Below are 11,555 nucleotides of genomic sequence, written 5' to 3'. Positions count from 1 at the left end.
AGGAGGAGGCTCAACCCAGCGCCTTGCGGTAGCAGGCCCACGCGTCGGGGTGCTCGCGCAGCACAACGCTGATGGCCCCCAGGCCGGAGACGTCGATCGAGCCGGCGAGCTGGTCGGCGACCCAGCGGGCCATCACCTCGGTGGTGGTGATCATCCCCGCGAACTCCTCGAGCTCGTCGAGGTTCTGGTAGGCGATCCGCCCCAGGACGTCCGTCAGCGCCTGGCCCGCCGCGCCGATGTCCAGCACGACGCCGTGCTCGTCCAGGTCGGGCCGCTCGAAGGTGGCCTCCACGACATAGGTCACGCCGTGCAGCCCCTGCGCCGGCCCGAAGAACGGGTCGGGCAGCGAGTGCGCCAGCATCACGTGGTCGCGGACGGTGAGGGTGAACATGAATTCCTTCCTTCGGTATGCGGTGGGCCCGGTCGGTCAGTACGAGACGAGATGGCAGACGCCCGGCGCCCCGCCTGCGAGCCTGGTCATGAGCTCGGGCAGCTCCTCGAACGGCGTGGGCCCGGCGATGAGGGCGTCCAGGGACGCGTTGGCCGCGGCGCGCAGGGCGACCTGCATCCGGCCGGCGTGGTCGCGACGGGCGGCGCGGTGCGGGCTGACCCGGCTGACCTGGCTGGCCCGGATCGACAACCGCCTCGCGTGGAAGTCGGCGCCGAGGTCGAGGGAGACGGGGGCGTCGCCGTACCAGGACAGCTCGACCACCTCGCCCTCGTCGCCCACGAGCTCCAGCGCGCGCTGGAGGCCCGACGAGGTGGCCGAGACGTGGAAGACGACGTCGCAGTCCCCGCTCGCGTCGGCCGGGGCGACGCCGACCGCCCCCAGTCCCTCGGCGAGCGCCCGACGTGCGTCGTCGGTCTCGACCAGCTCGAGCCGCTCCAGCGGCAGCTCGCCCAGCAGCGCGGTGACGCAGGCCCCGACCATGCCGCCGCCGATCACGGCGACGCGGTCGCCGTAGGCCGGCCGTCCGTCCCAGAGCGCGTTGACCGCGGTCTCGAGGGTGCCGAGGAGCACCGCCCGCTCGTCGGGCACGTCGTCGGGCACCGGCGTGAGCGCGGTGAGCGGCACCACATACCTGTCCTGGTGGGGGTGCAGGCAGAAGACGCGGCGTCCGACCCACGCCTGGTCCTCGGAGTCCTCGGAGCCCCCGACCTCCTCCACCACCCCGACGGAGAGATAGCCGTGCTTGACCGGCCCGGGCAGGTCGCCGACCTGGAAGGGGGCACGCATCTGCTCCGCGACGGACTCCGGCACTCCCCCGCGGTGGACGAGCAGCTCGGTCCCGCGGCTGACGGCCGAGACGGTGGCCCTCACGAGCGCCTCGCCCGGACCCGGCGGCGGGAGCTCCTCGGTGCGGATCTGCCCGGTGCCGGGGGCGACGGTCCAGTACGCTCGTGCCTCCATGCCCACCATCGTCGCTGGTCCGGGCCGATCTCGCCGTCCGGAACCACCCACGCCCGCCGACCTCGTCACGCTCGGCCGCGGTCTGCTGGTGTGCGTGTGCGCGGTGCTGGTCGTCGTCGGGCTCGTCGGGAGCGGGTCACCGCGGACATGGTGGGTGGTGGGGGTGGCGGTGCTCGCGTGGGTGCTGGACGGGGTGGACGGGTATGTGGCTCGCCGGACCGGGACGGAGACGGCCCGTGGGGCGCGTCTCGACTCCGGCGTCGACGGGGCGCTCGTCCTCGTGATGGCCATCGCCCTGGTGCAGGTCGCGCCGTGGGGGCTGTTGGGTGGGCTGCTCTACCCGGCGTTCCTGGTGGGCCAGCTGGTGCGGCCGGCCTGGCGGCGGCAGCTGCCGGGCAGCTGGCGGGGCAAGGTGCTCGGCGGGGTGCTGACCGGCACGCTGGTCATCGCGACGGCGCCCTTCTGGCCGGGCTGGGCGGTGCAGGTGGCGGTGGCGGTCGCCGTCGCCGCGGTGCTGGTCTCCTTCGCCATCGACATCCGCTGGCTGGAGCGGCAGGGCGGACCGAGCCCGTCCGGTGCCGCGACTGATCCGCCACTGGTCCGCCCCGAGGGGCTCACGCGGCGAGCGCCATCGGCTGTCCGGCCGCGCGGTCGCCCGCGGTGACGAGAGCGGCATACCGTCCGCCGTTGGCCAGCAGCTCCTCGTGGGTGCCCTGCTCGGCGATCCGCCCCTGGTCCATGACCACGATGAGGTCGGCGCGGCGGACGGTGGAGAGCCGGTGGGCGATGGTCACGACCGTGCGGTCGCGCCCGACCTGATCCAGTGCGGCCTGGACCGCGACCTCGGTGCGGGTGTCCAGGGCGCTGGTGGCCTCGTCCAGGATGAGCACCCTGGGGTCGCGCAGGAGGGTGCGGGCCAGGGCCAGCCGCTGCTGCTCACCCCCGGAGAACCGGTGGCCGCGAGCGCCGACGACCGTGTCGTAGCCGTCGGGCAGCGCCGCGATGTGGTCGTGGATCTGGGCGTCGCGGGCCGCCTGCTCGATCTGGGCGTCCGTCGCGGCGGGATTGGCGAAGCGCAGGTTCTCGCGGATGGTCGCGTGGAGGAGATAGGTCTCCTGCGACACGACCCCGACGACCGCGGCGCGCTCCACCGAGGGCAGCTCGCGCAGGTCGATCCCGTCGAGCGTCACGCGCCCGGCGGTCGGGTCGTCCAGCCGTGCCAGCAGCGAGGCCAGCGTGCTCTTGCCGGAGCCGGTGTGCCCGACCAGCGCGACGGTCGCGCCTGCGGGGATCGTGAGGTCGATGTCGGCCAGGGCGTCGCGGTCGGCGCCGGGGTGGCGGTAGGTCACGCCCTCCAGGCGCATCTCCCCACGCGCCGCGGCAGGGTCGAGGTGACGTGCCACGGCCGGGTCGGGCTCGGCGACGTCGACGGGGAGGTCGAGGTACTCGAAGATCCGGCTGAACAGCGCCATCGACGAGGTCACCTGCACGCCGATCGACATCAGGCCCATGACCGGCCGGAAGATGCCCGACTGCAGCGCCACGAAGGCGACCAGGGTGCCGATCGAGATGCCCTCGCCGGTGACGGGCAGGCCGGCGACGAGGTAGAGCGCCGCCGGGACGATCGCGAAGACGATGCCCATCGTGGCCTGGCGCCAGCGGCCGGCGATCTGGGCGGCGACCTCGAGGTCGAGCAGGCCGGTGCTGGTCGCGTGGAAGCGGTCGGCGAGCTGCTCGCTGGCGCCGAGGGTCTTGCTCAGCCGGACGCCGCTGACCGACAGCGACTCCTCGACCTGGCCGTGGAGCCCGGCGAGCGCCTTCTGCCGCTTGTCGGTCGCGTCGCGGCGCAGGCGGGCGACCGAGCGGGTCACCAGCACCGCCGGCGGAATGACCACCAGCGACAGCAGGGCCAGGGTCGGGCTCAGCGCGATCATCGCGATGAGCGTGCCGACGACCGTGGCGATGTTGCCGGCCAGCGAGGTCGCGGTCGAGGTGACCACGCCCTGGAGCCCGGAGACGTCGTGGGTCAGGCGCGACTGCACCTCGCCGGAGCGGGTGCGGGTGAAGAAGGCGAGCGGCTGGCGCTGCAGATGGGTGAACAGGTCGGTCCGCAGCCGGTGCATGATCTTCTGGCCCATCGTCGTGCTGATCCAGGTCTGCAGGACGCCGAGCACGGCGGAGACCACGGCGACGCCGACCATGGCGCCGACGAGCATGAGCAGCAGGCCCACGTCCTGGTCCGGGATCGCCACGTCGACGATCTCCTTGACCAGGAACGGCGAGGCCAGCCCCAGTGCGGAGCTGGAGACGATGAGAACGAGCATGGCCGCCAGCGACCAGCGGTGCGGGCGGAAGATCGCCAGCACGCGCCGCCCGTCGACCGGGTGCGCCGCCAACTGGGCCTTGTCCTTGGGGTCGGGGCGCGCGCCGGCGCCCCCGCCGCGGCCACCACGGCCGCCTTCGGCCATCCGGCCGGGAGTGGGGTTCGAGAAGTCGTTCATCCGCTTCTCCTTTCGTCAGGAGCCGGTCGTCGCTGCCGGCCTGGAGGTCTGTGCCTCCTGTCCAACATTGGGAGGTTACCTCTTTATTTCCTCGCCTCTGCTATTTTCCGGGTATGCCGTCTCCCACCGACCCCTCCTCCGGCACCTCCGAGGTCGATCTGCTTCTGCGCCTGGCCCGGCGGTGGCGTCGGCTCGGGGCGGGGGCCGGGGCGGGGGCCGGGGCCGGGGAGCCGGGGGATCATGGGCTCAGCCCCCACCAGGAGCGCGGGCTGCTCGCCCTCGCCCGGCTGGGACGGCACGAGGACGGGACCTGCGCCGGGGTGCGCGTCTCGGCGCTGGCCACCCACCTGGGCATCGCCCCGCGCTCGGCGACGGAGGTGGCCGACACGCTCGAGGGAGCCGGACTGCTCACCCGCTCCCCCGACCCGACCGACCGCCGGGCGGTCCTGCTGACGCTCACAGGTGAGGGGCTGCATACCGTCGCCGCCGTGCGGGACCGGCGTCGCGCCGCCGCCGAGCGAGCGATGGCCACCCTCTCCCCCGCCGACCGCACCGAGCTGCGCCGGCTGCTGCTCGCCCTTCTCGAGGAGCGGCCCGGCCAGCCCGCCCCGCAGGACGACGTGGAGACCACGCGATGAGCCCGCGACCCTCCCCCGTCGCGCTGGTCCGCTCCGCCGAACTCCTGCTCGTCGACCTCGACGGCCCCCTCACCCGCCTCTTCCCCGGGGACTCGTGGCTGGCGGTCTCCGCCCGGCTCCGGCGGCTGGCCGCCGAGCGCGGCGGCCCCGCGCTGGCGCAGGCCCTGGGCGAGGAGCCCGACCACGTGCAGTGCCTGCGGATCATCGGGGCCCACGCTCCGGAGCTGCTCCCAGAGCTGTCGGCGTTGTGCACCAGGCTCGAGCTGGAGGCGGCCCGTGCGGCCCCGCCGGCCACCCACGCCGTGGCCTTCCTCGAGCAGGCGCTGGACCGGGGTGTGCTCGTCGCCGTCGTGACCAACAACGCACCCGGCGTGGTCCCGCTCGTCCTCGAGCCGGCCAGGACGGGTCTCAGCGCCCTGCTGCTGGACGTCTACGGGCGCAGCGAGGACCGGGTCGACGACCTCAAGCCGGCGCCCGACCTGCTGCTGACCGCGCTGGCGGACGCCGGCACCGACCCCCGCGACGCCCTCTTCCTGGGCGACTCGGTCACGGACGTCGAGGCGGGGCGGGCCGCCGGGGTGCGCGTCCTGGGCGTCGCCGAGGAGGAGGCCCGGCGCACGGAGCTGCTCGCGGCGGGCGCCGTCGCGGCCGTCCCGGACCTGGGCGCGCTGCTCGACCCTGGGCCGGCGGGAACCTGACGGGGCTGCCCGGGGTGTCTACGGTGTGCACATGTCAGAGGCGGCGCCGACCCGGCTGGAGGACTTCTATCCTCCGGCCTACCAGCGGCTGGTCGGCACGCTCGTGGTCATGGGCATCCCGCGGCAGGCCGCGGCGGACGCCGCCCAGGAGGCTTTCGTCCGGCTGATCCCCCGGTGGGAGAAGGTGCGCGACTACGACCGGCCGGAGTCCTGGCTGCGGACGGTCGCCTGGCGGATCTGGCTCAACGACCGGCGCAGGGACCGGCACCTGGCCGAGGCGCCCGTCCCTGACGGGGCACCGAGCCCTCTGGACGCACGGGAGGAGACGCCACCCGACCCGGCTGAACGGCACGACCTCATGGTCGCGCTCGCGGCTCTCCCGACCGGCCACCGCGAGGTCGTCGTCCTTCACCATCTGCTCGACCTGCCCGTCGCCCGGGTCGCCGACGAGCTCGGCATCGCCGAGGGCACGGTCAAGTCCCGCCTCTCCCGCGCCCGCGCGCAGCTCGCGCAGGCCCTCACCCTCCAGGAGGTCGACGATGACTGACCTCGACCGGACCCTGACCCGCGTCCTGGGCGAGGAGCTCGCCCGCGAGAGCGACGTCATACCGCCTCCTCTGGACGACCTGGAGCGACGGGCGACCCGCCACCGGCGCCGGCGCCGGGGAGCCATGGCCCTCGGTGCGGCAGCAGCCGCAGCGGTCGCGGTCGCGGCCGTCCAGCTCTCGCCGGGCGGCAGCGGGATCCCCGGCATCGCCTCCGGACCGGAGCTTCCCCAGGGTGCCGAGCAGTTCGAGGTGCCGACCTACGACTGGGACGGGTCGGGGATGGAGGCGCTCGTCTCCGGCCGCCTCGGCTTCACGCCCGAGGGCTGCACCCTGCTCTACCAGCCGGGGCAGCCCGGCAGCGTCCAGCCGGTGGTCTTCCCCGATGCGGTCGGGGTGCGCTTCGCCAACGGGGTGCGCGCCGTGGTCCACGAGGACAGCGGCAAGGTCTTCGGCGTGGAGGGGCAGTCGTTCGAGTACGGCGGCGGCTGGGTCCCCGACCCCGGCGCATGGGGCGGGCGGTGCGGCGAGTGGTCCGGCGACGTCGCCTGGATCAACGACCAGCCCGCCGGGGAGCCGCTGACCGGCGACCCCGCCCCGCCCGACGAGCCCGTGCCGACCCGCGTGGCCACCGACGAGGAGCGCGGCCGGCATGAGGTGCCGACGTTCAGCTGGGACCCGACGCAGGGCGGCGAAGGTGCTCTCCTGGAGGGCACGGTGACGATGACCGAGGACGGCTGTGCGACGGTCGGGACGGACGGCGGGACGATCGGCCTGGTGCTTCCCAACGCCTGGGGACAGCGTCAGGACGACGGTCGACCGACGATCTACAGCGAGTCCCCCGACGGTTCCGGGGCGCTGATGGCGGAGGAGGGGATGGAGATCTCCTACGCCGCCGGCTACCACGCGCCCTCCGCCGACTGGGGGCGCCTCTGCCCCGGCTCGCCGGTGGACGAGATCGCGATGGTCTACGACACCGGGCGGTGAACGCTGCGGCCGGTCGGCACGCCTGCCGACCGGCCGCAGCACTCCCTGTCCGTCAGACCGTCGCCTCCTCGGCGATCGGGTCGTAGGAGGCGGCGTCCTCACCGAAGGCGTAAGCCGACTCGGAGTGCAGGGCCAGGTCGGCGCCGCGCTCCTCGTCCTCGGCGCTGATCCGCATGCCCATCGTCTTGTGGATGGCCAGGGCGATGATCGCCGTCATCACACCGGTGAAGACCAGCGTGAACACCGTCGCCACGACCTGGGCGACCAGCTGGCCGGCCCCGCCGCCGTAGAGCAGCCCACCGCCCGCGCCGTCGACCGGCAGTGCCAGGAAGCCGATGGCGACCGTGCCGATGATGCCGGCCACGAGGTGGACGCCCACGACGTCGAGCGCGTCGTCATACCCGAGCCTGTACTTCAGGCCGACCGCGAGCGCCGACCCGACGCCGGCCAGCAGGCCGATGATCACGGCACCGACCGGGGAGACCGACGCGCAGGCCGGCGTGATCGCGACCAGCCCGGCCACGACGCCCGAGGCCGCGCCGACCGAGGTCATGTGCTTGTCGCGGACCTGCTCGGTGACCAGCCAGGCGATCATCGCGGCGGCCGGCGCGGCGAGGGTGTTGACCCAGATGAGGCCACCCTCCTCGACGGTCCCCGCGGCGCCACCGTTGAAGCCGAACCAGCCGAACCACAGCATCGCCGTGCCGATCATCATCAGCGGCACGTTGTGCGCCCCGTGCAGACCCTTGGCGAAGCCGGTCCGGGAGCCGATCACGTAGACGAGGACCAGCGCCGCCAGACCCGCGTTGATGTGCACGACCGTGCCGCCGGCGAAGTCGATCGCCTCGCCGAAGGTCCGCCCGATCCAGCCGTCGGCCGACAGCAGGCCGCCGCCCCACACCATGAAGGCCAGCGGGCAGTAGACCAGCGTCACCCAGACGGGCACGAAGACCGCCCACGAGGTGAACCGCGTGCGGTCGGCGATCGCGCCCGAGATCAGGGCGACGGTGATGATCGCGAACGTGGCCCCATACCCGATCCCGACGAGGTCGGTGGTCCCGACGTACTGGCTCAGCCCGAAGTCCGCCAGCGGGTTGCCGACGAGCCCGCCGAGGATCCCGGGGGCCGAGGTCATCCCGTAGCCCCAGAGCACCCAGACGACGCCCACGAGCCCGACCGAGACGAAGCTCATCATGATCATGTTGATGGCGGCCTTGGCCCTGGCCATGCCGCCGTAGAAGAACGCCAGCCCCGGGGTCATGAGCAGCACGAGCGCCGCCGACACCATGACCCAGACGTCACCTGCCGTGAGTTCCATCGATACCTCCTTGAGTGTGTGCACGGACGGTCCACTCCCGCATCACGTCGTCGGGGACGGGAGCGGACCGCGTGGGCACAGTCAAGGGGAGGGATGTTTCAGGAGCGCGCGCCTGCGTGTTAACAGTGCGTTGCGTGCGTTTCGGGGAGGTTAAACCTGCGCCGCGAGGTGGGCGTGGGCGCGGCCGAGGCGCTCGCGCCACCACTGCTGGCGCTCCGCGCCGCTCCGGTATGCGGCCACCCGCCGGGGGTCGACCCCGTCCCGGGCCTCTTGGGCCCGGTCGGTCGTGAGCGTGCCTGCCCGGGGCAGGAGCGGGTCGGGCACGACGTCGGCGGCCAGCAGCGCGGCGGTGCCCAGGCCGCAGTCGTGGTCGAGCTGCGGGAGGGCTGCGGCGAGGGCCACTCCACCGGCGAGGCCGACGGAGGTGTCCAGCGCGGAGGAGACGACCGCCGGCAGACCGCAGGCCTCGACGATCGCCAGGGCGCGGGCGACGCCGCCGAGCGGGGCGACCTTGACGACGACCAGGTCGGCGGCGCCCTCGCGGGCCACGCGCAGCGGGTCCTCGGCGCGGCGGATCGACTCGTCGGCGGCGATCGGCACGTCGACCCCGGCGCGGGCCAGGGCCAGGCGCAGGGCGGCCAGCTCCTCGACGGTGGCGCAGGGCTGCTCGGCATACTCCAGACCGACGCGGAAGAGGGCGGTCAGCGCCTCGGCCGCGTCGGCCACCGACCAGGCCCCGTTGGCGTCCACGCGGATCCGCGCGTCTGGGCCCAGGACGCGCCGGACCTCGGTGACCCGTGCGACGTCGTCCGTCAGCGACTGACCGCGCTCGGCGACCTTCACCTTCGCGGTCCGGCGGGCGTCGAAGGTGGCCAGGACTCCTTCCACCTCGCCGGGGCCTACCGCCGGGACCGTGGCGTTGACCCCCACCTCGATGCGGACCGGCGCAGGCACCTCCCCCCAGCCGAGCTCCACGGAGGCGAGCAGCCAGCGCGCGGCGTCGGCGTCCCCATACTCGGGGAAGGGCGCCCACTCCGCCCACCCGCGCGGCCCCTTCAGCAGCACCGCCTCGCGCTCGGTGACCCCCCGGAAGCGCACCCTCATCGGCAGCGTCACCACGTGGGCGGCCGCGAGCATCTCCTCGAGCGAGGGCAGATCGGTCACGACACCAGGGTAGACAGCGCGCAGATCGGCCCAGATTCTCCACCGAGGTGCCAACCTGGGCGCACCCCGTCGGCGTTAGCAGGACAGATGAGGAGGTCGGATGCGCAGGGAGTGGGAGGACGAGTTCGCCGCGTGGGCGAGGTCGCGCCAGGGAGCTCTGCTGCGTGCTGCCGTGCTGCTGACCGGAGACGAGGCGAGCGCCCAGGACCTGGTCCAGGGCGCGCTGATCAAGGTGGCCGACCGCTGGGGGCGGCTGCGCGAGGAGCGGCCGGACGCCTACGCGCGCCGGATCATGTATCACGACGCCGTCTCGGTGTGGCGCCGCCACGGTCGGGTAGAGCCGCGGGCAGAGGTGCCCGACCGGCCCGTGGGGGACGCGTCCGAGGGGTGGGTGGCGGGCGCGGACGTCCGCCAGGCGCTGATGACGCTGACGCCCAAGCAGCGGGCGGTGCTGGTGCTGCGCTACTACGAGGACCTGCCCGAGGCCGAGATCGCCGACGCGCTCGGCGTGGGCGTCGGGACGGTCAAGAGCCAGGCTCACGTGGCGCTGCGGCGGTTGCGGGAGGCGATGGGGCGCGCCGGTGCGACGCCCTCCGGAGGTGGTCCTGGTGGCCTCTGACAAGCACAGGTATGAGGTGCCGCACGGTGACGAGGACGTCCGGCTGCTCCTGGCTCGGGCTGCGGGACAGGTGGACGACGTCGACCTGGTGCCCGCGGCGATCAGCGGTGCCCGGTCCCGGCGTCGGCGGCGCACCGCGGTCGGGATCGGCGGCGCCGTGGCGGCGGCGGCCATCGTCACGGCCGTGGCCGTCAACGGGCTCGGGGGCGGGCTCTCCACGGGGCCGCTCGACCCGGCCGGGACCACCACGACCGCGGCGACGACGGCCGGCACCCGTGAGGCGCTCGAGGCCAACCAACGCCTGGTCGACGCCATCGGCAACAGCGGGATGGCGATGGACTACCAGCCGCTGGGGTCGCCGCACGAGGCCATGGCCGCTCCGCTCGTGGTGGTGGGCGAGGTCCGTTCCGTCCGCCTCGCCGAGGCCGGCGGTCCCGACGACATCCCCTCCGTGCTGATGGTCGTCGACGTGACGCGCCATCTCGCCGGGGACGAGACCCCGGGGACGATCGAGGCGTCGTTCTCGGTCGGGGGCGGGTTCAGCATGCGCCAGTCCCAGCTCGACGAGGTGCGCGGACCGGTCCTGCTGGTCGTCGGCAACACCGAGCCGGGTGCGGGACCGGAAGGCATGCCCAGGGCCTATCCCCACGTCGACGGTGCCTGGTTCGACGTCCCGACCGGGATCGACGGACCCTACGTGGACTACGCCGAGCTGCAGGGCCACTGGCCGCGGGTGGGCAGCGTCGAGGAGCTGGCCGACGCCCTGGTGGACCTGCCGGCCCCGGGCACGGACCTGCCCGACCCTGCCGATCCCTCGGTGTTCTCCCAGGCCGAGGAGATCGCGGTGGCGATGGAGCAGGAGACCTGGGTCGACTCCCCCTCCTGCCAGGCACGACTGATGCGGACAGAGGGTGAGGGTGAGGACGAGGGTCGGGTCGCCTGGGCGTGGGTGCGCTGCACCGGCGAGGCGCCGGATGGCGGCGACCCCGCAGAGGCTCCTGGCCTGTCGGTCCCGGTGCGCTTCGACGCCGAGGGGGTGCACCTGCCGGGTGATGGCAGCCGCTACGAGACGGACGTGCGAGACCTCTTCCCCTCCGACCTGGCCGAGCGGGTGCTCAGTCACGACGAGACGCTGCTGCCCGACGTCGTCACGGCGGCAGAGCTCCGCACTGCCCGCGCCCTGACCGCGGCAGCCGCAGCGGCCGGAGCAGCGGAGGGTGAGATCGACCCGGCCGTGCTCCGTCTCTCCCCCTCGGGCGTCCGCCTCGCCCTCGGCCCCGAGGTGATCACGACGCGCACACCGGCAGCCCTCGCGGATCCCAATGCCTGGGCCGTCGACAACCCGGACGGGCACTTCCGGGCCCGGGAAGGAGCCTTCTCCGCCCTGGAGACGCTCGCCCGGCACCGCGAGACCTCTGGACCGGACGCCTTCCGAACCGGGGCGGGCGAGCACCCGCACTGCGCCGGCCCCCCGATGGAGCCTCCCGCGGACACCGACGGCCTGCGGCACGTGTGGATCCAGCCGGCCCCGGGCACGATCGACTCGTGCCTGCAGTGGTTCACCGTCGACCTCTACCTGGACGACCAGGGCGAGGTCCGCGTGGTCAGCCTCGACCTCTGGGAGCCCTGACCTGCGTCTGTGCCCCTGACCTGCGTCTGGGCCCCTGAGCGGCG

12 protein-coding genes are annotated in these 11,555 nt (G+C 73.8%); 7 read left to right on the top strand and 5 right to left on the bottom strand.

Annotated features, from left to right (window positions below; all coding sequences use genetic code 11):
• Positions 1-10 precede the first annotated feature (10 nt).
• Positions 11-391, bottom strand: coding sequence for a 6-pyruvoyl trahydropterin synthase family protein (locus ACTMMA_RS09065; protein WP_441189790.1), 381 nt, complete (start codon positions 389-391; stop codon positions 11-13).
• Positions 392-427: 36 nt separating this feature from the next.
• Positions 428-1,411 (bottom strand): zinc-dependent alcohol dehydrogenase, encoded by a 984-nt coding sequence (locus ACTMMA_RS09060; protein ID WP_441189789.1) that lies wholly within the window; start codon positions 1,409-1,411, stop codon positions 428-430.
• Here ACTMMA_RS09060 and ACTMMA_RS09055 point away from each other — a divergent pair.
• Positions 1,410-2,075, top strand: a complete 666-nt coding sequence (locus tag ACTMMA_RS09055; RefSeq protein WP_441189788.1) for a CDP-alcohol phosphatidyltransferase family protein — start codon at positions 1,410-1,412, stop codon at positions 2,073-2,075. The two genes, ACTMMA_RS09060 and ACTMMA_RS09055, sit on opposite strands and share 2 nt — an antisense overlap.
• Here the strand turns inward: ACTMMA_RS09055 and ACTMMA_RS09050 are convergent.
• A complete protein-coding gene (locus ACTMMA_RS09050) occupies positions 2,026-3,912 on the bottom strand; it encodes an ABC transporter ATP-binding protein (protein WP_441189787.1) in 1,887 nt (628 codons plus the stop codon). The two genes, ACTMMA_RS09055 and ACTMMA_RS09050, sit on opposite strands and share 50 nt — an antisense overlap.
• A gap of 113 nt (positions 3,913-4,025) precedes the next feature.
• Here ACTMMA_RS09050 and ACTMMA_RS09045 point away from each other — a divergent pair, with 113 nt between their 5' ends.
• Genes ACTMMA_RS09045 through ACTMMA_RS09030 form a run of 4 tightly spaced genes read left to right on the top strand, consistent with a single transcriptional unit; the run spans position 4,026 to position 6,780 of the window.
• Positions 4,026-4,550, top strand: coding sequence for a MarR family winged helix-turn-helix transcriptional regulator (locus tag ACTMMA_RS09045; RefSeq protein WP_441189786.1), 525 nt, complete (start codon positions 4,026-4,028; stop codon positions 4,548-4,550).
• Positions 4,547-5,248 (top strand): HAD family hydrolase, encoded by a 702-nt coding sequence (locus ACTMMA_RS09040; RefSeq protein WP_441189785.1) that lies wholly within the window; start codon positions 4,547-4,549, stop codon positions 5,246-5,248. The genes ACTMMA_RS09045 and ACTMMA_RS09040 overlap by 4 nt, the downstream gene beginning before the upstream one ends.
• A gap of 31 nt (positions 5,249-5,279) precedes the next feature.
• A complete protein-coding gene (locus ACTMMA_RS09035; protein WP_441189784.1) occupies positions 5,280-5,795 on the top strand; it encodes an RNA polymerase sigma factor in 516 nt (171 codons plus the stop codon).
• Positions 5,788-6,780 carry a hypothetical protein gene (locus ACTMMA_RS09030; protein ID WP_441189783.1) on the top strand — a complete coding sequence of 331 codons (993 nt, stop codon included), beginning with the start codon at positions 5,788-5,790 and terminating at the stop codon, positions 6,778-6,780. The genes ACTMMA_RS09035 and ACTMMA_RS09030 overlap by 8 nt, the downstream gene beginning before the upstream one ends.
• Before the next feature lie 52 nt (positions 6,781-6,832).
• Here ACTMMA_RS09030 and ACTMMA_RS09025 read toward each other — a convergent pair whose 3' ends face one another.
• Positions 6,833-8,098 carry an ammonium transporter gene (locus ACTMMA_RS09025; RefSeq protein ID WP_441189782.1) on the bottom strand — a complete coding sequence of 422 codons (1,266 nt, stop codon included), beginning with the start codon at positions 8,096-8,098 and terminating at the stop codon, positions 6,833-6,835.
• Positions 8,099-8,248: 150 nt separating this feature from the next.
• Positions 8,249-9,262: an o-succinylbenzoate synthase gene (locus ACTMMA_RS09020; protein WP_441189781.1), complete on the bottom strand. Its 1,014-nt coding sequence runs from the start codon at positions 9,260-9,262 to the stop codon at positions 8,249-8,251.
• A gap of 100 nt (positions 9,263-9,362) precedes the next feature.
• On the opposite strand from ACTMMA_RS09020, the gene ACTMMA_RS09015 reads away from it, so the two are divergent.
• Both ACTMMA_RS09015 and ACTMMA_RS09010 read left to right on the top strand, forming a co-directional pair.
• Positions 9,363-9,881: a SigE family RNA polymerase sigma factor gene (locus ACTMMA_RS09015; protein ID WP_441189780.1), complete on the top strand. Its 519-nt coding sequence runs from the start codon at positions 9,363-9,365 to the stop codon at positions 9,879-9,881.
• On the top strand, positions 9,871-11,511 hold the full coding sequence (locus tag ACTMMA_RS09010) for a hypothetical protein (protein ID WP_441189779.1): 1,641 nt from the start codon (positions 9,871-9,873) through the stop codon (positions 11,509-11,511). The genes ACTMMA_RS09015 and ACTMMA_RS09010 overlap by 11 nt, the downstream gene beginning before the upstream one ends.
• Positions 11,512-11,555: the final 44 nt, after the last annotated feature.

The sequence above is a fragment of the Ornithinimicrobium panacihumi genome (assembly GCF_052073805.1).
Lineage (GTDB): Bacteria > Actinomycetota > Actinomycetes > Actinomycetales > Dermatophilaceae > Ornithinicoccus > Ornithinicoccus panacihumi.
Note: the sequence above shows the minus strand (reverse complement) of the source record. Positions and strands in the feature narration are given on the sequence as shown.

Coding starts and splice junctions, on each gene's coding strand:
- ACTMMA_RS09065 (WP_441189790.1), bottom strand. CDS start 391: ATGTTCACCCTCACCGTCCGCGACCACGTGATGCTGGCGCACTCGCTG.
- ACTMMA_RS09055 (WP_441189788.1), top strand. CDS start 1,410: ATGCCCACCATCGTCGCTGGTCCGGGCCGATCTCGCCGTCCGGAACCA.
- ACTMMA_RS09060 (WP_441189789.1), bottom strand. CDS start 1,411: ATGGAGGCACGAGCGTACTGGACCGTCGCCCCCGGCACCGGGCAGATC.
- ACTMMA_RS09050 (WP_441189787.1), bottom strand. CDS start 3,912: ATGAACGACTTCTCGAACCCCACTCCCGGCCGGATGGCCGAAGGCGGC.
- ACTMMA_RS09045 (WP_441189786.1), top strand. CDS start 4,026: ATGCCGTCTCCCACCGACCCCTCCTCCGGCACCTCCGAGGTCGATCTG.
- ACTMMA_RS09040 (WP_441189785.1), top strand. CDS start 4,547: ATGAGCCCGCGACCCTCCCCCGTCGCGCTGGTCCGCTCCGCCGAACTC.
- ACTMMA_RS09035 (WP_441189784.1), top strand. CDS start 5,280: ATGTCAGAGGCGGCGCCGACCCGGCTGGAGGACTTCTATCCTCCGGCC.
- ACTMMA_RS09030 (WP_441189783.1), top strand. CDS start 5,788: ATGACTGACCTCGACCGGACCCTGACCCGCGTCCTGGGCGAGGAGCTC.
- ACTMMA_RS09025 (WP_441189782.1), bottom strand. CDS start 8,098: ATGGAACTCACGGCAGGTGACGTCTGGGTCATGGTGTCGGCGGCGCTC.
- ACTMMA_RS09015 (WP_441189780.1), top strand. CDS start 9,363: ATGCGCAGGGAGTGGGAGGACGAGTTCGCCGCGTGGGCGAGGTCGCGC.